The sequence below is a fragment of the Streptomyces viridochromogenes DSM 40736 genome (genome assembly GCF_000158955.1).
Classification (GTDB): Bacteria; Actinomycetota; Actinomycetes; order Streptomycetales; family Streptomycetaceae; genus Streptomyces; species Streptomyces venetus.
Window position 1 is genome coordinate 1,012,494 of sequence record NZ_GG657757.1, and the last position, 20,123, is coordinate 1,032,616.

At 72.7% G+C, this 20,123-nt stretch carries 15 protein-coding genes and 2 pseudogenes; 7 read left to right on the top strand and 10 right to left on the bottom strand.

Annotation, left to right across the window (positions count from 1 at the left end; genetic code table 11):
• Positions 1 to 113 precede the first annotated feature (113 nt).
• From SSQG_RS04430 to SSQG_RS04445, 4 genes and pseudogenes are all read right to left on the bottom strand, one after another.
• Positions 114 to 1,036 (bottom strand): annotated as a pseudogene (locus tag SSQG_RS04430) (sugar kinase).
• A 50-nt stretch (positions 1,037 to 1,086) separates the two neighbouring features.
• The gene (locus tag SSQG_RS04435; RefSeq protein ID WP_003988511.1) at positions 1,087 to 1,707 is read right to left on the bottom strand and encodes a bifunctional 4-hydroxy-2-oxoglutarate aldolase/2-dehydro-3-deoxy-phosphogluconate aldolase; all 621 of its coding nucleotides are present in this window, start codon (positions 1,705 to 1,707) and stop codon (positions 1,087 to 1,089) included.
• 160 nt (positions 1,708 to 1,867) lie between these two features.
• Positions 1,868 to 2,260, bottom strand: a pseudogene (locus SSQG_RS04440) (SDR family NAD(P)-dependent oxidoreductase); the annotation flags it as partial.
• 139 nt (positions 2,261 to 2,399) lie between these two features.
• Positions 2,400 to 3,071: a TetR/AcrR family transcriptional regulator gene (locus SSQG_RS04445; protein ID WP_244299053.1), complete on the bottom strand. Its 672-nt coding sequence runs from the start codon at positions 3,069 to 3,071 to the stop codon at positions 2,400 to 2,402.
• Between the two features lie 125 nt (positions 3,072 to 3,196).
• Between SSQG_RS04445 and SSQG_RS04450 the strand changes: the two genes are divergently transcribed.
• A complete protein-coding gene (locus SSQG_RS04450) occupies positions 3,197 to 4,408 on the top strand; it encodes a cytochrome P450 (RefSeq protein ID WP_003988514.1) in 1,212 nt (403 codons plus the stop codon).
• 21 nt (positions 4,409 to 4,429) lie between these two features.
• Here the strand turns inward: SSQG_RS04450 and SSQG_RS04455 are convergent, their stop codons facing one another.
• A complete protein-coding gene (locus tag SSQG_RS04455; RefSeq protein ID WP_003988515.1) occupies positions 4,430 to 6,145 on the bottom strand; it encodes an IlvD/Edd family dehydratase in 1,716 nt (571 codons plus the stop codon).
• A 46-nt stretch (positions 6,146 to 6,191) separates the two neighbouring features.
• Here SSQG_RS04455 and SSQG_RS04460 point away from each other — a divergent pair, with 46 nt between their 5' ends.
• Positions 6,192 to 7,019: an IclR family transcriptional regulator gene (locus SSQG_RS04460; RefSeq protein ID WP_003988516.1), complete on the top strand. Its 828-nt coding sequence runs from the start codon at positions 6,192 to 6,194 to the stop codon at positions 7,017 to 7,019.
• 9 nt (positions 7,020 to 7,028) lie between these two features.
• The gene (locus SSQG_RS04465) at positions 7,029 to 8,036 is read left to right on the top strand and encodes a zinc-dependent alcohol dehydrogenase (protein WP_039931930.1); all 1,008 of its coding nucleotides are present in this window, start codon (positions 7,029 to 7,031) and stop codon (positions 8,034 to 8,036) included.
• A 14-nt stretch (positions 8,037 to 8,050) separates the two neighbouring features.
• Here the strand turns inward: SSQG_RS04465 and SSQG_RS04470 are convergent, their stop codons facing one another.
• Complete coding sequence (locus SSQG_RS04470) at positions 8,051 to 9,790, bottom strand: SpoIIE family protein phosphatase (RefSeq protein WP_003988518.1); 1,740 nt, start codon at positions 9,788 to 9,790, stop codon at positions 8,051 to 8,053.
• A gap of 239 nt (positions 9,791 to 10,029) precedes the next feature.
• Here SSQG_RS04470 and SSQG_RS04475 point away from each other — a divergent pair, with 239 nt between their 5' ends.
• Positions 10,030 to 10,572 (top strand): ATP-binding protein, encoded by a 543-nt coding sequence (locus SSQG_RS04475; protein WP_003988519.1) that lies wholly within the window; start codon positions 10,030 to 10,032, stop codon positions 10,570 to 10,572.
• Between the two features lie 33 nt (positions 10,573 to 10,605).
• On the opposite strand, the gene SSQG_RS04480 is transcribed toward SSQG_RS04475, so the two are convergent.
• Positions 10,606 to 12,114, bottom strand: coding sequence for an MFS transporter (locus tag SSQG_RS04480; protein ID WP_039931931.1), 1,509 nt, complete (start codon positions 12,112 to 12,114; stop codon positions 10,606 to 10,608).
• Positions 12,115 to 12,330: 216 nt separating this feature from the next.
• Between SSQG_RS04480 and proP the strand changes: the two genes are divergently transcribed.
• The 3 genes from proP to SSQG_RS04495 all read left to right on the top strand — a co-directional run bounded on the left by proP (position 12,331) and on the right by SSQG_RS04495 (position 17,110).
• Positions 12,331 to 13,827, top strand: coding sequence for a glycine betaine/L-proline transporter ProP (proP, locus tag SSQG_RS04485; RefSeq protein WP_003988521.1), 1,497 nt, complete (start codon positions 12,331 to 12,333; stop codon positions 13,825 to 13,827).
• 226 nt (positions 13,828 to 14,053) lie between these two features.
• Positions 14,054 to 14,716, top strand: coding sequence for a hydrolase (locus tag SSQG_RS04490; protein ID WP_003988522.1), 663 nt, complete (start codon positions 14,054 to 14,056; stop codon positions 14,714 to 14,716).
• Between the two features lie 57 nt (positions 14,717 to 14,773).
• Positions 14,774 to 17,110, top strand: a complete 2,337-nt coding sequence (locus SSQG_RS04495; RefSeq protein WP_003988523.1) for a helix-turn-helix domain-containing protein — start codon at positions 14,774 to 14,776, stop codon at positions 17,108 to 17,110.
• A gap of 144 nt (positions 17,111 to 17,254) precedes the next feature.
• Here the strand turns inward: SSQG_RS04495 and SSQG_RS04500 are convergent, their stop codons facing one another.
• The 3 genes from SSQG_RS04500 to SSQG_RS04510 form a co-directional block, all read right to left on the bottom strand.
• Complete coding sequence (locus tag SSQG_RS04500; RefSeq protein ID WP_003988525.1) at positions 17,255 to 18,226, bottom strand: helix-turn-helix domain-containing protein; 972 nt, start codon at positions 18,224 to 18,226, stop codon at positions 17,255 to 17,257.
• Positions 18,227 to 18,335: 109 nt separating this feature from the next.
• Entirely contained in the window at positions 18,336 to 19,172 is an 837-nt protein-coding gene (locus SSQG_RS04505; protein ID WP_003988526.1) for an alpha/beta fold hydrolase, read from the bottom strand.
• A gap of 137 nt (positions 19,173 to 19,309) precedes the next feature.
• Positions 19,310 to 19,762 (bottom strand): Lrp/AsnC family transcriptional regulator, encoded by a 453-nt coding sequence (locus tag SSQG_RS04510; RefSeq protein WP_003988527.1) that lies wholly within the window; start codon positions 19,760 to 19,762, stop codon positions 19,310 to 19,312.
• Positions 19,763 to 20,123: the final 361 nt, after the last annotated feature.

The window sequence follows — 20,123 nt, forward strand, 5'->3', positions numbered from 1 at the left end:
ACGTACGCATAACGGCCGTCGGCCCAGCGACCGCCCTCGGCGAGTTCGTAGCCGCCGTCCACGACGACCATCGCCGCCGGTGCTTGCGTTGATGTCATGTCCGGTCTCCTGGCTCAGCGGATGGTCGTGCCGTCGGGCTGGTCGAACAGGCCGAGTTCGTCCCGTGTCGGAAGGCCCTCCCAGTCGCCCCGGGTGGCGACGGCGAAGGCCGCGGTGGTGACGGCACGGTGCAGACGGGCCGGGGACGTCCGCGCCGTCGAGGAGTGCGAATTGATAGCCGGCCCACGAACGCGTCACCGGCGCCGACCAGATCGACCGCGTCGACCTGCCGGGCGGCGCGGTCGTTCGCCCCGTCGGCGGTGTGGCTCGTCGCGCCGCGTGCGCCGCGTTTGACGACGACCTCGCCGACGCCCGCGGCCAGGAGGCCGGCCACGGCGTCCGGCTCGTCCGCGTCGGGCCTCTCCTGCACCAGCGGCAGTTCGTCCTCGGACGCGATGAGCAGGTCGACGTGGGCCAGCATCGGGATCAGGACCGTGCGGGCCCGGTCGGCGGACCACAGCCGGGAGCGGTGGTTGACGTCGAGGCAGACGGTGATGCCGGCCTCGCGGGCGGTGGTGGCGGCGGCCAGCACCGCTTCGGCCGCCGAGGGACCGAGCGCCGGGGTGATGCCGGTGAGATGCAGGATGCGGGTTCCGGCGGCCAGGGCGGGCAGTACGTCGGCGGGTGAGACGGCCGAACCCGCCGAACCGGCACGGTAGTAGCTGACCCGCGTCAGCGTGCCCAGGCGGGGTTCGGTGAGGAGCAGGCCCGTGGGCCGGCCGGAGTCGTCGGTGACCGCGTGGCCGGTGTCGACGCCCTCGGCGCGCAGCGTGCGCAGGACGAGCGCCCCGAGTTCGTCCGCGCCGACCCGGCCCGCCCAGCGCACCCGGTGCCCGAGGCGGGCGAGGCCGATGGCGACGTTGGACTCGGCTCCGGCCACGGACAGGCCGAGGCTGCCGCCCAGCCGCAGCGCGCCCTGCGCCCGGAGCGCCGCCATGGTCTCGCCGAAGGTCACCACGTCGGGCGGGGCCGGGCGGTCCGCTGCCGTCACGGCGCCTCCCCCGCCGCCACCGCGCGGAACTCGGCGGCGCGGGCCCGGAGTCCGTCCAGGTCGCCGCCGTCGGCCGCGTCCCCGACCAGGGGTGAGCCGACGCCGACGGCGACGGCGCCCCGGTCGAGGTAGTCGCGGGCGGCCTGGGCGTCCACCCCGCCGACGGGCACGAAGGGCACCTCGGGGAACGGGTCGCGCAGGGCCTTCAGATAGCCGGGTCCCCCGAGGGAGCCGGGGAAGAGCTTGATCGCGTCGGCGCCCCGCGCGAGGGCGAGTTCGATCTCGCTCGGTGTCAGGGCGCCCATCAGCACGGGAACGCCGCAGTGCTCCAGGCCGTCGACGAGTGCGGGAGTGACGAGGTAGGAGGCACCGGCGTCCACGGCGCGGGCGGCGTCGGCGGCCGAGCGCACGGTGCCGGCGCCGAGGAGCGCGTCGGGGCCGAGTTCCGCCCGGGCCCGGGTGATCACGGTCAGGGCGTCGGTGGTGGTCAGCGAGATCTCGACGGCCGCGATGCCCTCGTCGGCGAGGGTGCGTACGGTGCGCAGGGCGGCGGCGGGATCCTTGCCGCGTACGATCGCCAGCAGGCGGTGGGCTCGGAGCGATTCCACCAGGTTCATGGGTGCGGGCTCTCCTTGGGCGTGGGGTGCGGGGGTCCGGTGGGTGGTCACCATTCGGTGAACGCCCCGTCCCCTGCCGGGATGGGTCACCACGTTCTCCGTTTCGGTGTCGGTCCTGATCGCGAAGACCGCGCACGGCCCAGCGCGGGGTGCGCGCCGCTCACGAGGACTCCTTCATGACGCTCCATCCTCCATCAACCGTCAGGCTCGCTCCGGTCACATAGGAAGCGTCCGCCGATGCCAGGAAGGCGACGGCGGAGGCGACCTCCTCCGGCTGCCCGAACCGCTTGGCAGCCGTGGCCGCCGCACTGCGCGCCCGGTCGGGCTCCGGGATCCCGTCCCAGGCGGCAGTGAGGATGGGTCCGGGCAGCACCGTGTTGACCCGGATGTCCGGCCCGTACTCGACGGCCAGCTGGCGCCCCAGCGCGCACAGCGCGCCCTTCGCGGCGGCGTAGGCGGCGTGGCCCGGCAGGCTGATGACCGCGTGCACCGAGGAGGTGAGGACAACGCACCCCGACGCCTCGCGCAGCATGCCGGCGAAGGTCTTCATGGCCAAGCGCACTCCGGGCACCCGGCCCAGCGGGGTGCGTCCCTCGCGGACGGTGTCGGCGGAGGCGGCCGGAAGACGCAGTGTCGCCCCGCTGTTGGCGGGCACGACGGCCTCGTACTCCAGTTCGCGGCTCGCGTGCCGGTCAGGCGCTGGTGCCGCCGTCCGGGAGGCCCGAGGTCACCAGGGCGAGCGCGTGGGCGAGTTCTTCGCGATGGCCCGTCAGCACGTCGGGGGTGATGCCCCGGCCGGCCGTCTCGCGGGCGAAGTCGTCGGCCGCGACCTTGAGTACGGCACTGATGGCGGCGGCCTGCACCCGGACGTCCAGCGCGTCGGGCGAGGAGCCCAGGCGTTCCGCGAGCACCTCGACGAACGTCTCTTCCGCGCGTTCCCGGAGCATGAGATAAGCGGCGCGCAGCGCGGGTTCGTCATGGGTCATCCGGACCACGGCCAGAACCGCGTCGATGTCCTCGGCGGACGACGAGTCGAGGACCGGCTGGTAGGCCGCGCGCAGATGCTCGGCCAGACTCAGCTCGGCCGGCCAGGCGTGCAGCACCGCGCGGAAGGCGTCGATCATCCTCGTGAGCAGCGGCTCGACGCAGCTCTCCTTGCCGGGGAAGTAGCGCCACAGTGTGCGTTCGGAGACCCCGGCCGCTCGCGCGATCTGCTCGCCGGAGGTGGCGGCCACGCCCTGCTCGGCGAAGAGCCGGACCGCGTGCCGGGAGATGTCGAGGCGCTGTCTTCGGCGCTGCTCGTCACTCACCGGCGGCCGCCCCCGGCGGGGCACGGGTCCGCTGTCCACCACGGAGTCCTCCATCAGGCGATCCAATCATGCCGGCGAGGCCGGTCGACTGTCCGAAACTTTAATGACAGCCACTGCCAACAAACTGCTACGGTCGGGACGGCTCGAAGATCGCATGCGGAGATCCCAGGAGGAGCGCCATGAGCGTTGCCACCGAGCGTCAGCAGCTGCCCTTCCCGAGGCCGAACGTGCTCGACCTCGCCCCCTTCTACGACGTGCTGCGCCGGGAGGCGCCCGTCACCCCGGTCACCACACCGGCCGGAGACCCCGCCTGGCTGGTCACCCGCTTCGAGGAGGTGCGCGACCTGCTCGGCGACAGGCGTTTCGGCCGCTCCCACCCCGAGCCGGAACGCGCCTCACGCCTGACCAGCGCCGCCGTCCTGGACGGGCCCACGGGCAACTACGAGACCGAGGAGGCCGACCACACGCGGATGCGCCGGCTGCTGACGCCGGCGTTCTCGGCCAAGCGGATGCGGATGCTCTCCGATCACGTCCAGCACCTGGTCGACCGCTGTGTCGACGAGCTGATCGCCGGGCACGCCGCCTCGCCCGACCGGGTCGTCGACCTGCAGTCCGGGCTGGCCTTCCCGCTGCCGGTCGCGGTCATCTGCAAGCTGCTCGGGGTTCCCGAGAGCGACCGCGAGCGCTTCGCCTCGCTGTCGGAGCGGATGGCCGACTACGCCATCGGCGACGCGGCCCACCAGGCGCGGGACGAGTTCAACGAGTACATGACCGCTCTGGCCGAGACCAAGCGCGCGCGGCCGGGCGAGGACGTCATCTCCGACCTGGTGCAGGCACAGAGCGCCGACGCGGACTACGACTACGCCGACATGATCCGGCTCTGTGTCGGCCTGCTGTTCGCCGGGCACGAGACCACGGTCAACCGCATCGGCCTGGGCACGCTCTTCCTGCTCACTCGCCTCGACCAGTGGGAGGCACTGACCGCCGACCCCGACGGCCGGGTCAACGCCACCGTCGAGGAGATCATGCGCCTGGGCGCACCCGGCGACCTCGGTCTGCTGCGGTACGCCCACACCGACGTCGACATCGCCGGTGTCACCATCCGGCGCGGTGACGCCGTGGTCCTGTCGATCAACTCCGCCAACCGCGACGCCTCCGTCTACCGCGACGCCGAGACCTTCGATCCCGACCGCTCCGAACGCACCCACCTCGGTTTCGGCCACGGTGTGCACTTCTGCATCGGCGCGAGCCTGGCCCGCGTCGAGCTGCGCATCGTCTTCGCCACCCTGGCCCGCCGTCTGCCCGGTCTGCGGCTCGCCAAAGGGCTGGACGAGCTGGAGGTGCGGACCACCCTCACCGGGGGCGTCACGGAGCTGCCCGTGACCTGGTGAACCAGCCGGGGTGACCGGGTGTCAGTGCGACTCGCGGGCCACCTCGGAACCGCTGGAGCCGACGAGGAAGTCGAGGTCGGCGCCGGTGTCAGCCTGGAGGACGTGGTCGACGTAGAGGCGTTCCCAGCCGCGGCGGGGGGCGGCGTACCCGCCCACGGTGGCCTCCGCGGGGGTGCGGCGGGCGAGTTCCTCGGCGGGGACGTCGACATCGATGCGGCGGGCTTCGACGTCGAGGGTGATGAAGTCCCCGGTCCGCACGAGGGCGAGGGGGCCGCCCGCCGCGGCCTCCGGGGCCACGTGCAGGACGACCGTGCCGTACGCGGTGCCGCTCATGCGGCCGTCGCAGACACGGACCATGTCGCGGACGCCCCGGGCGAGGAGTTTCCTCGGCAGGGGCATGTTCGCCACCTCGGGCATGCCCGGGTAGCCCTTGGGGCCGCAGCCGCGCAGGACGAGGACGGAGTCGGCGTCGACGTCGAGCCCGGGGTCGTCGATGCGGGCGTGGAAGTCCTCGACGGAGTCGAAGACGACGGCCCGGCCACGGTGCCGCAGCAGGTGCGGGGAGGCGGCGGCCGGTTTGACGAGCGCGCCGTCGGGCGCGAGGTTGCCGCGCAGGACGGCGATACCGCCCTCGGCGACCAGCGGTTCGGCGCGGGTGCGGATGACCTCGCCGTCCCAGATCCCGGCGTCGTCGAGGAAGTCGGCCAGCGGCCGGCCGGTGACGGTCAGCGCCTCGGGGTCCAGCAGGTCGCGCACCTCGCGCAGGACGGCGAGCAGTCCGCCGGCGCGGTGGAAGTCCTCCATGAGGAAGCGGCCGGCCGGCTGGAGGTCCACCAGGACGGGCACCCGGGAGCCGATGCGGTCGAAGTCGTCCAGCGTCAGGTCGATGCCCAACCGGCCCGCGACGGCCAGGAGATGGACCACGGCGTTGGTCGAGCCGCCGATCGCGGCCAGCGCGATGATCGCGTTCCGGAAGGACCCCTCGGTGAGGAACGTCCCCGGTCGCCGGTCGGCGCCCACCATCTCCACCGCCAGCCGGCCGGTGTGGTGCGCGGCCTCCAGCAGGCGGCTGTCGGGTGCGGGGGTGCCGGCGGTCCCGGGGACGACCGTGCCGAGGGCCTCGGCCACCAGCGCCATCGTCGAGGCGGTGCCCATGGTGTTGCAGTGGCCGCGGCTGCGGATCATCGCCGACTCGGAGCGCGTGAACTGCTCCTGGGAGAGCGTGCCCGCGCGGACCTCCTCCGACAGCTTCCACACCCCGGTGCCGCAGCCCAGCAGGCCGCCGCGGAACGTGCCGTTGAGCATCGGCCCGCCCGGGACCACGACAGCGGGGAGATCCACCGAGGCCGCGGCCATGAGCAGCGACGGGATCGTCTTGTCGCAGCCTCCGAGCAGGACCACGCCGTCGATCGGGTTGGCCCGCAGCATCTCCTCCGTGGCCATGGCGGCCATGTTCCGCCACAGCATGGCCGTCGGCCGCACCTGCGTCTCGCCGAGGGACACCACGGGCAGGTCCAGCGGGATGCCGCCCGCCTCGTACACGCCGTTTCGCACCGAGGCCGCGACCTCGTTCAGGTGCGCGTTGCACGGGGTCAGGTCCGAGGCGGTGTTGGCGATGGCGATCTGCGGCCTGCCGGTGAAGGCGTCGCCCGGCAGTCCGCGGCGCATCCACGCGCGGTGTATGTAGGCGTTGCGGTCCTGTCCCTCGTACCACTGAGCACTGCGGAGCCTCTCCATGGAGCCCTTCCGGTAGACGGTACAGGGGTCTACATTCTGGAACGCCATGAAGCAGCATAAGGAGACTTCCGGAGGACCGACAGACCCCGGCCGGCTCGTCGGCTCGGACCGGGTGCTCGCCGTCCTCAGGGAACTCGCGCGGTATCCCGGCGGGGTGGGCCTGGACGAGCTGACCCGAGTGATCGGCAGTCCCAAGCCGACGGTGCACCGGGCGCTCGGCGCCCTGCGCCGGGCCGGCCTCGCCGACCAGGACGACAGGAGCCGCTATGTGCTCGGGGACGAGTTCCTGCGGATGGCCTTCGCCCACCACGAGGCGCGCCCCGACCACGTGCGGGTCCGTCCGGTACTGGAGGCGCTCGCCCACCGGTTCGGTGAGACGGCGCACTACGCGGTGCTCGACGGCCGCGAGGTCGTCTACCGTGCCAAGGTCGACCCGCCCACCGGTGCCGTCAGACTGACCTCGACGATCGGCGGGCGCAATCCGGCCCACACCACCGCCGTCGGCAAACTGCTGCTCGCGCGGCGGCTGACGTCACCGGCGGAGGTCGAGCGCTGGATCGGCGACCCCGGGGCCGACGGCGCCCCCGGCAGTGACGCGGCGCTGGAACGCAGGACGCCCCGGTCGCTGTGCACGACCGCAGGGCTGTTCCGGGAACTGGCCCTCACCCGTGAACGGGGCTACGGCGTCGACGACCAGGAGAACGAGACGGGGGTCAACTGCCTTGCCGTGCCGCTCTACCTCACGTCGCCGAGCACACCGTCCGGAGCCGTGAGCGTCAGCGCGCTCGCCTACCGCACGCCCCTGTCCTTGCTCGTCGACGCGCTCGACGAGATCCGCGAACTGCTCGGCCCGCTCGGCGAGCCCCACTCCTGAGGTCCTGTGATGCGCGCGTTCGTCCTCACCGCTCCCGGTGCGTACGAGGTCCGGGACGTCCCGGCGCCGGTGGCGGGCCCCGGCGAAGTCGTCGTCGACGTCGAGCGGGTCGGCGTGTGCGGCACCGACACGGAGTTCTTCACCGGCGCCATGGCCTACCTCCACCGGGGACACTCCGCCTACCCGATGCGGCCCGGCCATGAGTGGGCGGGGCGGGTGGCGGCGGTCGGTGACGGCGTCGACCCCGTGTGGCTCGGCCGTCGTGTCATGGGCGACACGATGCTCGGCTGCGGTGGCTGCCGCCGCTGTCTGCGTGGCCGGCAGCACGTGTGCGAGCAGCGCCAGGAGGTCGGCATCCGGGGGGACCGGCCCGGTGCGCTGGCGGAGCAACTCGCCGTCCCCGCTTCCTCGTTGCACGCCCTGCCCGACTCCGTCGACCCGGTCCTCGGCGCACTCGTCGAGCCGGGCGGCAACGCCCTGCGCGCCGCCCGGGCCGCCGCGCCCGCTCCCGGGGACCGCGCCCTGGTCCTGGGCCCGGGGACGATCGGGCTGCTGGTCGCGATGTTCCTGCGCGCGTCCGGTGCGGAGGTGCACCTCATGGGCACCACCGAGAGCTCGCTCGCCTTCGCCCGCTCCCTGGGTTTCGCGCACGTGTGGACACAGGACGACCTGCCGGACGTGCCCTTCGACGCGGTCGTCGACGCCTCGAACGCGGCACGACTCCCCCGCATGGCCCTGGAGTCGATCGAACCCGGGGGCCGTCTCGTGTACATCGGGCTGGCCGGCGAGCCCAGCGTGATCGACACCCGCACGCTCGTCCTGAAGGACGTGACCGCGACAGGTGTCCTGTCCGCCTCCCCCGGCCTCGACGCCACGATCCAGGCGTACGCCGACGGTTCGGTCGACCCCAGGCCGCTCGTCGCGGCCACGGTGGGGCTCGACGAGGTGGGCCCCGTCCTCGCCGGTGGGCGACCGGCCGGCGCGGGCCCCGGCCCCAAGATCCATGTCGAACCCTGAGGGGCCGCCACCGGTCACCGGCGGCCGGCACCTGCCCCGGCGGTGGGGGTGCGCAGGGCCAGCAGGGCGACGTCGTCGTCGTTGTCGGCGGGTCGGACGCGGCGCAGCAAGTGGTCGGTGAAGGAGGCGAGGGGGCGGTGGGCGAGGGCGGCCGCGTGCCGGCGCAGCCGGTTCAGGCCCTCGTCGAGGGAGTGACCGGGCGCTTCGATGAGGCCGTCGGTGTACAGCACGAGGGTGGATCCGGGCGGCAGCAGGGTCACGGCGTCCGGGCGCGGGGCGGCGGCCCCGGCGCCCAGGACGATGCCGTGTCCCTCGGTGAGATAGCTCGCCAGGCCGTCGCGGCTGATCAGCAGGGGCGGGGGATGGCCCGCGTTGGTCCAGGACAGCTGCCAGTGGCCGTCGTCCGCCGGCTCGATCCGGGCGAAGACCATCGTGGCCATGTCGACGTCCGTGATGTGCTGGAGCGCTCCGTCCAGCCGTGTGACGATCCGGCTGGGCGGTTCGTGCTGGGACCAGGCGTAGGCGCGGAGCATGTTGCGCACCTGCGCCATGCCGGCCGCCGCCTCCAGGTCGTGTCCGACGACGTCTCCGACGGCCAGGGCGGTGGACCCGTCGGACAGGGGGAAGGCGTCGTACCAGTCGCCACCGACCTGTGAGGCGTCGGGTGCGGGCAGGTAGCGGACGGTCATCTGCAGGTCCGGGACCCCCGGCATCTGGGGCAGCAGATGGTTCTGCATGGTCTCGGCGACCTTGCGCTGACGCTGGTAGAGGCGGGCGTTGTCCAGGGCGAGGCCGGCCCGGCGCGCGATGTCCTCGACCAGGGGGAGGTCGGCGGGGGTGAAGGCGACCGGGTCGTCGGCGCGGCCCAGGGTCAGGGCGCCCAGGACCGCGCGGGTGCTGCGGATGGGCGCGATGGCGGCGGAGTGCATCCCCGTCACGTCGAACAGACGGCGTTGCTCGACCGCGATGCCGGAGTCCGGTGTCCGCTGGTAGGTGCCGGGCCCGGCCACGGTGGAGGCCACGCCGCGCAGGGCTCTCGACAGGGGCATGGGGGATTCCTCCGGGACGGGCGGCATGGGGCCCTGGAGGTCCTCCCGGTGCATGAGCGCGTCGCCCTCGGCGTGGACGACGGCGGTACGCCACACCTCGTCCCGCTCGGTGATCAGGTCGATCACCACCCAGTCCGCCAGCCGGGGCACCACCAGATTCACCAGGCGTTCCAGCGCCTCGTCCACGTCGAGCGTGGAGGTCAGCTGCGCGGTGGCCTCGGCCAGCAGGGCCAGCCGTTCGAGCTCGGGCAACGGCCGGGCCGCCGGCCCCGGTCGCGGGCCGGTCTCCGGTGTGTCCTCGACGGCGTGGAAGAGCACGAGGGTGCCGGGTCTGTCGTCCCCGGTGTCGTACGGAGTGATCAGCCAGGAGATGGGGAGCAGGGAACCGTCTCCGCGGGCGAAGTGGTCCTCCATGGCCTGGGCGGTCCGCCCGGCGTGGAAGGCCTGCCGCATTCTGCACCGGGTCCTCGGCAGCGGCTGCCCGTGGGAGTCCCGGTGCAGCAGGTCGTGCGCGTCATGGCCGAGCATGTCGTCGGCGGTCAGGGCCAGCACGTCCCGGGCGCGGGCGTTGACGGCGAGGATGCGTCCCTCCTCGTCCACGACGTAGGCCCCGGTTCCGATGGCCTCCAGCCCGCGGTTCAGCGAGGCATCAGGTACGGCCGGGGATGGCGGCGCGGCGGTCTCCGTACGTTGCGGCCCTGCCATGTCGTCGCCTCCTCGCTGCTCGACCTCCCCGGCCGGCTGTCGTCGCGTCCCCGCGGGACGCACTCCGGCATGAATTCCCGTGTGCCCTCTGAGGCCGAAACCAGCCCCCTGTGACTGCTGCCACTCCGAGCGGTTTTCGCGGGCGTCCGGAGACTGCCCGGGTATGCGTGGTACGCACCCGGGTAAACGCACGTCGAAAGCTGCCCCGGAAGGGGCGAACACAACGAAAGAGCCTCCGCATGGTCACTCCGCTTGGGAAGCAGGCGGCAGATCGGCAGGGCCCGGACGAGCACGTCATGCTGCGCTTCGGCGCGGCCTGGGACGACGGCGCGGCAAGCGCCTTCGACGCTCGCCTCGCCCTGCACGCCTTCCTCGCCCACGGTCCGCACACCGCCCCCGAACCGATTCCGGCCTCCTTGGCCGTGGACGCAGAACTGGTCGTCAGCGAACTGGTCACCAATGCCATCCGGCACGCGCCCGGCCCCTGTGAGCTGATCCTGCGGCTGTTCCGAGGAAGGCTGGCCATCACCGTGTGGGACACCTCGGCGAAGCAGCCCACGGTGCGGGGGGAGGACCGGTACCGCGTCGGCGGCCACGGACTGCGTCTCGTGCACACCGTCAGCGACCGGGTCGCCGTCGCACCCCGCGCGAGGGGGAAGCAGATCACCGCCTACCTGCCTCTGACCGCGAGGGAGAGCGCGGACGACGGTAAGGCGGTAAGGGGAGACGGCGGCAAGGCGGCCGGCGGCAAGGAGGAGGCGGCCGTTCTGGCGGCCGGCTGACTCCGTTCCGTGCTCGGCGGGAGCGCCGAGGGATCAGTTCTGCCGGGCGTGTATGGGGCTGTTGGCCACATCGTCCGGGCACTTCGCGTGTGCCTGGCGCATCCGTCGGTCGTGCTTCCAGTCGGAGGTCGCGAGGGCGAGGGACGCGGCCATGCCGACGAGCCCGGCGCCGAGTGCGGTGACGAGGGCGCCCCGGTAGTCGCCGTCGCCGAGCACGAGGTAGAAGAGGCCGGGCAGGGCGGCGGTGCCCACCGCGGCGCCGAGCCGCTGCCCGGTCTGCAGGGCGCCGCCCGCCGCGCCCGCCATGTGCACCGGTACGTCGCGCAGCGTCATGGTGATGTTGGGGGAGATCACGCAGCCGCTGCCGACGCCGCCGAGGAACATCGCGGGGGCGGCGACCCAGGGCGCGATGTCGAGGGGGGCGAGGCGCAGCAGCAGCGCGGTGCCGCCCAGGCCGACGATCACGGCCACGAGGCCGCCCACGGTGAGGACGCGTCCGAGCCGGTCCACCAGCCGGCCGGCGACCGCGGCCGCGACGGCCGAGCCGAGCGCGAAGGGCGTCACGGCCAGACCGGACCGGAGCGGGGAGAAGCCCAGCCCCTCCTGGTAGAAGAGCGCGAAGACCAGCCAGACGCCGCTGAAGCCGACGAAGTAGAGCGTGCCGACGCCGGCGCCGACGGCGTAGCCGCGCACCGTCGTGAACAGGCGCGGGTCGAGCAGCGGCTGGATGCCCCGGGTGACCAGGCGGCGCTGCCACCACGCGAAGGCGCCGAGGATCGCGGCACCGGCGGGGAACAGCCACCACAGCCGGCCGATGCCGCCCGCGCCCGCCTGGACCAGCGGGTACATGAGCGCCAGGACGCCGAGGCCGAGCAGCAGGACGCCCGGCAGGTCCACGTGCTGCCGCCCGGACGGCCGGGTGCGGGGCAGCAGGCGGCGGCCGAGGAGGACGGCGAGGATGCCGATGGGGACGTTGACGTAGAAGAGCCACCGCCAGCCTCCGGCACCGGAGGCCAGGGCGAGGATGACGCCGCCGGCCAGCGGTCCGACGGCGGAGGAGATACCGACGGTGGCGCCGAAGAAACCGAAGGCGCGGCCGCGCTCGGCGCCCCGGAACATCTGCTGGATGAGGGCGGAGTTCTGCGGGGCCATGAAGCCGGCCGCCAGTCCCTGGGCGAGGCGGGCCACCACCAGCAGCGTGATGTTCGGGGCGGCTCCGCAGGCCGCGCTGAAGAGCACGAAGCCGCTGAGGGCCAGCAGGAAGATGCGGCGCCGGTCCAGCGCGTCCCCGAGGCGGCCGGCCGTGACGAGCGCGAGGGCGAAGGCGAGGGCGTATCCGGAGACCACCCACTGCACCTGCGCGGGAGAGGCGTGCAGACCGCGCTGGACGGAGGGCAGGGCCACCACCACGATCGAGACGTCCAGCAGGCTCATGAAGCCGGCCACGAGAGTGACCCACAGGGCACGCCACCGGCGCGGGTCCGGCTCGTACCCGGCCTCCTGCGCGCCCTGGTCCCGGCCGCCCGCCGCTGACGCTGTCACATGGGCTCCTCTCACCAGGTGCGCACCATGGCGAACCAGGTTCCCCGGCGGGACACGCGCCACACCACGGCCGGCGGCCGACGGCGGCTCTCACCCATAGCGCCCGCCCGTCACCCTCCGTGGTCGTCCGGGCGCCGCGCGAAGGGGTCAGTTTGAGCGGGCGAGATCTGTGCAGGCGTTGTGCTTGGGAGAGACGACCGGCGAAAGGAACGACTGATGGCGGCGCCCGACAATGAAGAGTCGGTGGATCCCGCAGCCGTGAGACGACACCGGATGCTGTTCCGGGCGATCGAGAAACGACGGCACCCGAAGCTGCGCCGCAGCGACATCACCGTGACCGACGAGGCGGCGGTCAAACGCGCGACGAAGGCCGCCGCCCTCGGCAACGCGATGGAGTGGTACGACTTCGGCATCTACAGCTATCTGGCGTCGACCATCGGGAAGGTCTTCTTCCCCTCGGGGAACGACACCGCCCAACTGCTCAGCTCGTTCGCGACGTTCGCGGTGGCCTTCCTGGTGCGTCCGCTCGGCGGGATGGTGTTCGGTCCGCTCGGCGACAAGGTCGGGCGCAAGCGCATCCTGTCCCTCACTATGATCATGATGGCGGTGGGGACCTTCGCCATCGGCCTCGTGCCCTCGCACGCCGTCATCGGTCTCTGGGCCCCGGCGCTGCTGATCTTCTTCCGGCTGGTGCAGGGCTTCTCGACCGGTGGGGAGTACGGCGGCGCGTCGACGTTCATCGCGGAGTACGCGCCCGACAAGCGGCGCGGTTACTTCGGCAGCTTCCTCGAACTGGGCACGCTCGCCGGCTACGTCGGGGCCTCCGGCCTGGTCGTCGTCCTCAACAGGGTCCTCAGCGCGGACCAGATGCTTCAGTGGGGCTGGCGCATCCCGTTCCTGGTCGCGGCGCCGCTCGGCCTCATCGGCCTCTACCTGCGGCTCAAGCTGGACGAGACGCCCGCCTTTCAGAAGCTGGAGGGCGGCCAGGTCAAGGCGAGCGAGGCCGCCGAGGCCGTGGAGACCTCGGCCACCGGCGACCTCGGCAGGATCTTCACCCGTTACTGGCGGCCGCTGCTGCTGTGCCTCGCGCTCGTCGCGGCGTACAACATCACCGACTACATGCTGCTCTCGTACATGCCGACGTACCTGTCCGACGAACTGGGCTACGGCACCAACCACGGGCTGCTGATCCTGCTCCTCGTGATGGTGCTCCAGATGTGCGTCATCAACCAGGTCGGGCGGCTCTCGGACCGCTTCGGGCGCAGGCCGCTGCTGATGACGGGGATGCTCGGGTTCCTCGTCCTGTCGCTGCCGTCCTTCCTGCTCATCCGGCAGGGCAGCGTCGTCCTCATCACCCTGGGCCTGCTGCTGCTCGGGCTGTCGCTGGTGACGATGCTCGGCACGATGTCGGCGGCGCTCCCGGCGATATTCCCCACCCATGTGCGGTACGGGTCGCTCTCGGTCGCCTACAACCTGGCCACCTCGGTGTTCGGCGGCACGACGCCCCTGGTGATCACCGCCCTGATCAGCGCGTTCGACTCGACCCTGATGCCCGCCTACTACGCCACGGGCGCCGCGGTCATCGGCGTCATCGCCGTGCTGTGCATGCGGGAGACCGCCAACAAGCCCCTGGCGGGCTCTCCGCCGTCGGTCGAGACGGAGGCGGAGGCGACGGAACTCGTGGAGGCGCAGGCACCTCGCCCGAAGTTCTGAACGCCCGGACAGTGACGACCGGTTCGGCCGCCGACGCGGAAGCGGAGGCGGCCGCCGGCTTGTCCGACGGGTGACGCCGGCAGAGCCGTTGACCCTCGGCGCACCTCCGCTGTCCCCACCGCGCACGGCAGGAGCCGAAGCCCGCCGGTGCCCGCGCGGGCTGCCTAGCGTGATGAGCGAACCGGACGAACCCCGGTCTCCGCTCACCGAAGAGAGGCTCACCCGCATGGTCGACATCGCCGAGGTCACCGCCGCCCCCAGCCCGGACCTGCTCACCCCGGACAACTGCGCGGTGCTGTTCGTGGACCACCAGCCGCAGATGTTCTTCGGCACCGGCAGCGGCGACCGCACCGCCATCATCAACTCCACCGTGGGTCTGGCCAGAGCCGCCCGGGCCTTCGACGTGCCGGTCGTGCTGAGCACCGTGGCCGCCGAGTCGTTCTCCGGTCCCCTGCTGCCGCAGCTGGCCGAGGTGTTCCCGGAGCACAAGGCCGTCGACCGGACCTCGATGAACGCCTGGGAGGACGTGAACTTCGTCGAGGCGGTCAAGGCCACCGGCCGCGAGAAGCTCGTCATCGCGGGCCTGTGGACCGAGGTCTGCGTCGTCCTGCCCGCGCTCTCCGCCCTCGCCCAGGGCTACGAGGTGTACGTCGTCACCGACGCGTCCGGCGGTGTCAGCCCACAGGCACACGAGCACGCGATCCAGCGCATGATCCAGGCCGGGGCGGTCCCGGTCACCTGGGTGCAGGTGCTGCTGGAACTCCAGCGCGACTGGGCCCGGTCCGACACGTACGACGCGGTGACGGACGTGGTGACCCGATACGGCGGCGCCTACGGCCTCGGCATCCTCTACGCCCACGCCGTCATCGGCGGACACGCCGCGGGCTGATCCCCCTTCAGGGCCACGGGGAGGAGGGCGTCCGGCCGGCCGACGTATGATCGCGCGGTGGGCAGTGGTGGGGGGCCCGCGGGGCCGTTCGGGCGGTTACTGCGGGAGTTGCGGCAGGACCGGCGGCTGACGATCGAGGAGCTGGCCGAGGCGTCGGGCGTCTCGGGGCGGGCCATCGGGGACATGGAGCGGGGCCGGAGCCGGCGTCCGCACCGCGGCACGGTCACCGCGCTCGCCCAGGGCCTGGAGCTGGACGAACCGGCGCACGCGCGGCTGCTGGCCGCGGCACGCGCCGCCCGGCCCGGGCCGCAGCAGGCGGAGTCGGTCAGGGTCTCGCCCCACACGCTGCCGAGGGGCGTGCGCGACTTCGTCGGCCGGCAGGGGGAACTGGCGGAGCTGCGCGCCCTCGCGCGGGAGGCCGCCGAGGGCGGGGAGGGGCGGGACGCCCCCGCTCCCCCGGCCGCCGTCGTGTACGGCCCGCCCGGAAGCGGCAAGACCACACTGGCGGTCCGGCTGGCCGAGGGGCTGACGTCCTCGTGCCCCGACGGAGCGTTCCTGGTCGACATGCGAGGCCTGGACGAACGTCCGTTGCCGGCCGACCAGGTGCTGTCGGGGCTGCTCGGCTCCTGGGGCGTGCCGGACGCCGAGCTGGCCGGACTCGGCGCCGAGGAGCTTCTCGCCCGCTACCGCGACCTCTCCGCCCGGCTCCGCGCGGTCCTGGTGCTGGACAACGCCGGCAGCGAGGACCAGATCAGGCCGTTGCTCCCGCGCGAGGGCCGCCTGCTCGTGGTGGTGACGAGCCGCCGTACCCTCGCCGGTCTGGAGGGCGTACGGCGCGTCGAACTCGGGGCGCTGAACCGCCAGGAGTCCGCCGCGCTGCTGCGGGCCGTCGTGGGCACGGGACGGGTGGACGCCGAGCCCGCGGCCGCGAACGTCGTGACCGAGCTGTGCGGTCATCTCCCCCTGGCCCTGCGGGTGGCCGCGAACTGGGCCGCCACCCGCACCAGTTGGAGCCTGCGCCGGCTCGCCGACCGGCTGGCCGACGAGGACCGCCGGCTGGATGCGCTGAGCGCGGGCGACCTGCGGGTCAACTCCGCCTTCGCACTGTCCTACTCGCGTCTCGCGCCCGAGGCCGCCCGCATGTTCCGGCTGCTGTCGCTCGTGCCGGGCGGGGACTTCGGTGTCCCGCCGGCCGCCGTGCTCGCGGGAGTCTCCTTGCCCGAGGCGGAGGACCTCCTGGAGGAACTGCTGGAGGCGGGGCTGCTGTTGACGGCCCGTCAGGACCGCTACCGGCTGCACGATCTGCTGCGGCTGTACGCGGCGTCCCGCCACCGCGCGGAGGACGGTACGGAGGGGTCGCTCGCCGCCCGGTCGCGGCTGCGGCACTGGCTGCTGGACACGGCCGTCCTCGCGGGCCGCTGGTACGAACCGGACTACGGCATGCCGCCGGCGGACCCGGGCCGGCTGGTCGCCCTCGACGACCGGGAGCAGGCGGCGCGCTGGATCAGGACGGAGGGCGACTCCTGGCTGGCCGCGTTCCGCGAGGCGGCGGCGGCCGGCGAGCACACCAGGGTCGCCGAAGTCGCGGAGGCCATGCACTGGTTCTCCGACCACTGGGTGTCCTGGGGCCACTGGGTCGAGGTCTACGAGCGTGCCGCCGCGGCGGGAGCCGCGCTCGGGGACGCCGGGCTGGAGGCGACCCACCGCAACTACCTCGCCTGGGCGTACTGGGCCTGCGCCCGCCGTCACCACGAGGCGGTGGACGCGGCCCTGTGCGCGCTGTGTCTGGCCGAGGGGGCCGGGGACACCCTCCAGCAGGCCTGGGCGCACGCCTATCTCGGCTGGCTGCGGGACGCCGTCGACGACCTGCCGCCGGCCGCCGACCACTACCGGCGCGCCATGGAGCTGTTCACGGAGGCGGACGACGTCAACGGGTACCTCCAGGTCTGCTGCGGGGTGGTCAGGCTGATGCGCGCGACGGGTCGCCCGCAGGAGGCCGTCGAGACCTACCGGGGCATCATGGAGACGCTCGCGGACCCCCGTCACCGCGACCGGATCCCGCCCAACGTACGGGACTTCACCACCCTGTCCGCCGTCTACTCGGTGTCGTTCGTCCATCTCGACCGGGGCGACTGGCGGGAGGCGGCCGACGCGCTGCGGGGCATTCGCGGGCAGTTCGACGCACGCGGCTGGCACAAGCAGGCGAGCAAGGTCCACCTCCACCTGGCCCACGCGCTGGCCCGCCTCGGGGAGCGGGCCGAGGCCGCCGCCGAGTACCGCGCCGTGCTCTGGCTGGAGGGCCTCGTCCCCGCGGAGGTCAGGGAGGACGCCCGGACCGGCCTCGCCGCTCTGGCCGGGGGACGGCCGGCGCCACCGCCCCGCTTCACGCTGTGACACGGGGAGCGGGGCGCCGGGGAGCGGGGCGCCGGGGAGCGGGGCGCCGCAGGGCGGTGGACGTGTCAGGCACGATGCTCCTCTGGCCGGTGACGTGGCGAACTCCTGTGCAACGGGTCGGTTCGCGGAGGCGTTCCTTCCGTCTCACCTGTGCTTCTGCCCGGTGCCGGACAGGCCGTGTGTCTGCCATTCGCGGGGCGTCACACCGTAGGCCGCGCGGAATGCGCGGCTGAAGTGGCTGGGGCTCACGAAGCCCCAGCGCCGGGCGACGGTCGCGACGCCCTGCCCGAGGGCCGCGGCCCGCAGCAGGTCCTGGCGGCACCGCTCCAGCCGCTGGGCGCGGATCCACTCCCCCACCGTCGCGCCCTCCAGCTGGAACAGTTTGTGGAGGTAGCGGACCGACATGAAGTGCGCGGCGGCGATCCCGGGCGGTGACAGCTCGGGGTCGCAGAGATGGCGCAGGATGTGGTCCTTCACGCGCACGAGGGTCGCGGCGGCGGTCTCCGGTGCCTGGGGCGCGAAGCGGCCGCGTCTCTCGTTGATCAGCAGCGCCAGCAGGTCGAGCGCGGTGGCGGCGAACTGCCGGCCGACGAGGGCGTCGAAACTCCCCGCCTCGCGGGCCAGGCGCGCGAAGTAGGTCGCCACCAGCGCGGCACCGCCGTCCCGGCCGGAGAACGCGGTGGCGGTCAGCGCCCGCAGGTCCTCGTCCCGGACGTGGAGATCCTCGCGGGGGAAGTGGAAGGAGGTGAAGCAGAACCTGCTCTGCACTCTCTTCCTGAACAGCCGGGAGGAGTCGGAGAGGGAGAAGTCGCCGGGCTCGATCAGCGCCTGTCTGCCGTCCTGTTCCTTCAGGGCGCTGCCCCGCTGCTGGAGGGTCAGGATGAGGAACCGGTTCCCGTCCCGGACCAGCCGCCCGCTGCGCGTCACCACCTGCGGGCCGGCCTGGACCTGCGCCACCCGTAAGGACCCCAGCTTCTCGGTGACGATCCGCCCGGGTGACGGGGCGTCCTCGAGGAGCTGGACGTCCAGCGGTACGAAGGTCCGGGACACCGCGTGGTGCCATCGCTCGCCGCGGTCGGCGGCCGGCAGTGACGCGGTGGAAAGGACGACGGGCACCTGGTTCTCCCCTGGGCATCGTTCAGGGCCGGCGATTGTGGTCAGATGCCGGCCCTGTCGATGTCACCATCCCGGACCTGGCCGGTCCAGGAGGAATCGGAGGAAGAATTCACTTCTCCAGGAAGGCGAGCAGCGCCGAGTTGACCTCTTCCGCGTGGGTCCAGAGCAGACCGTGCGGGGCGCCCTCGATCTCCACGTAGTCCGCGGCGGGCAGAGCCTTGTGGAACGGCCTCGCGGTGCCCTCCACGGGCAGGATGCGGTCGCCGGTGCCGTGCAGGATCAGGGCCGGCACGTCGATCGCCGGGATGTCGGCCCGGAAGTCGGTGTACCAGGTCGACGGGGCGGCGGCCGCCGCGTGGAAGCCGCCGCCCGCGGCGACGTTCCAGCTGTTGCGGACGGCCTCCTCGCTGATCCGGCTGCCGAGGTTCTCGTCGAGGTTGTAGAAGTCCTCGTAGAAGGCGGTGTAGTACGCGTAGCGGTCCGCCTTGACGGCCGCGACGACCCCGTCGAAGAACTCCTTCGGGGCGACCCCGTCCGGGTTGTCGTCGGACTTGAGCAGGCAGGGCTCCAGCGAGGCGAGGAAGGCGACCTTGGCGACCCGGGCGGAGCCGTACCTGGACACGTACCGGGCGACCTCGCCGGTACCCATCGAGAACCCGACGAGCACGGCGTCCCGCAGGTCGAGGGTCTCCATCACGGTGTTCAGGTCGGCCGCGAAGGTGTCGTAGTCGTAGCCGGTCGTCGGCTGGGAGGACTGGCCGAAACCACGCCGGTCGTACGTGATCACGCGGTGGCCGGCGGCGAGCAGGGCGGCGGTCTGCCGCTCCCAGGAGTGCCCGTCGAGCGGGAAACCGTGGATGAGGACGACCGGCTGCCCGGATCCGTGGTCCTCGTAGTAGAGATCGATGGAAGTGGAGTTCTCCTGGCCCACGGTGATGTACGGCATGCGCTGTTTCCTCGTTTCCGGATGGCTGGCGGAGGGGACGCGGACACGTTAGGACGGCCGCCGTGCCGCCTGTTGCCGGGCAGCGCACCGGTAGTTGACCGGGGGCGCACGGGCCCGCCCCCGGTCCGAGGCCCTGGTCATTCGGGCAGCGGCCGGTCGTCGACGACGTGTTTCATGACCAGGGTGGAGTTCAGGCGCTGGACGCCGGGCAGCCGGGCGAGCTGCTGGTCGTAGAGCTGCTGGAAGGCTGTCAGGTCGGTGGTGGCGACGCGCAGCAGGTAGTCGGGATCGCCGAAGAGCCGCTGGGCCTGGAGCACGTGCGGAACGGCGGCCACACCCTCCTCGAACGCGGAGACGGTGTCGGCGTCCTCCATGCGCAGGGTGACGAAGACGAGTGCTTCGAAGGTGAGGCCCACGGCGGCCGGGTCGACGACCGCCCGGTACCCGCGGATCGCGCCCTCGCGTTCGAGGTCGCGCAGCCGGCGGTGGCAGGGCGAGACGCTCAGTTTCACGCGGGCGGCCAGCTCGGTGACCGTGAGACGGCCGTCCAACTGCAGCTCGGTAAGAATTTTCCGGTCCAGGGCATCCATGGAGAAGATTTTGCCCCAGATTCCGCGATCAAGGAGAAAAGAAGGGGACACGTACGGGCGGATCCGGCCAAACCTTCCTCACGGAGCAGAGCACGCGAGAGGGACAGATCCAGGGGCATGACGACATTGGCGGCGTTTTTGGCTCCTCCCGGTTGCGGATCACGCTCGAGGGAGCCGGGACCAGCGGGCTCAACCCGAAGGCGCTGCTGCTGAACCGGCCTGAGGACCAGGCCCTCGACGGCCTGGGCGGTGACACGCGTCTCCGGCGTGATGATGATCGTCATCAGCGGGTTCCTGCTGGTGGACCGCCTGGCCGCCTGAACAGCGGCACGGCCGCTTCCACTGGGGAAAGCCCGCAACG

Bases quoted from the DNA above. Each gene is read 5' to 3' on its own strand.
- SSQG_RS04435 (WP_003988511.1), bottom strand. From the start codon at position 1,707: ATGAACCTGGTGGAATCGCTCCGAGCCCACCGCCTGCTGGCGATCGTA.
- SSQG_RS04445 (WP_244299053.1), bottom strand. From the start codon at position 3,071: ATGGAGGACTCCGTGGTGGACAGCGGACCCGTGCCCCGCCGGGGGCGG.
- SSQG_RS04450 (WP_003988514.1), top strand. From the start codon at position 3,197: ATGAGCGTTGCCACCGAGCGTCAGCAGCTGCCCTTCCCGAGGCCGAAC.
- SSQG_RS04455 (WP_003988515.1), bottom strand. From the start codon at position 6,145: ATGGAGAGGCTCCGCAGTGCTCAGTGGTACGAGGGACAGGACCGCAAC.
- SSQG_RS04460 (WP_003988516.1), top strand. From the start codon at position 6,192: ATGAAGCAGCATAAGGAGACTTCCGGAGGACCGACAGACCCCGGCCGG.
- SSQG_RS04465 (WP_039931930.1), top strand. From the start codon at position 7,029: ATGCGCGCGTTCGTCCTCACCGCTCCCGGTGCGTACGAGGTCCGGGAC.
- SSQG_RS04470 (WP_003988518.1), bottom strand. From the start codon at position 9,790: ATGGCAGGGCCGCAACGTACGGAGACCGCCGCGCCGCCATCCCCGGCC.
- SSQG_RS04475 (WP_003988519.1), top strand. From the start codon at position 10,030: ATGGTCACTCCGCTTGGGAAGCAGGCGGCAGATCGGCAGGGCCCGGAC.
- proP (WP_003988521.1), top strand. From the start codon at position 12,331: ATGGCGGCGCCCGACAATGAAGAGTCGGTGGATCCCGCAGCCGTGAGA.
- SSQG_RS04490 (WP_003988522.1), top strand. From the start codon at position 14,054: ATGGTCGACATCGCCGAGGTCACCGCCGCCCCCAGCCCGGACCTGCTC.
- SSQG_RS04505 (WP_003988526.1), bottom strand. From the start codon at position 19,172: ATGCCGTACATCACCGTGGGCCAGGAGAACTCCACTTCCATCGATCTC.
- SSQG_RS04510 (WP_003988527.1), bottom strand. From the start codon at position 19,762: ATGGATGCCCTGGACCGGAAAATTCTTACCGAGCTGCAGTTGGACGGC.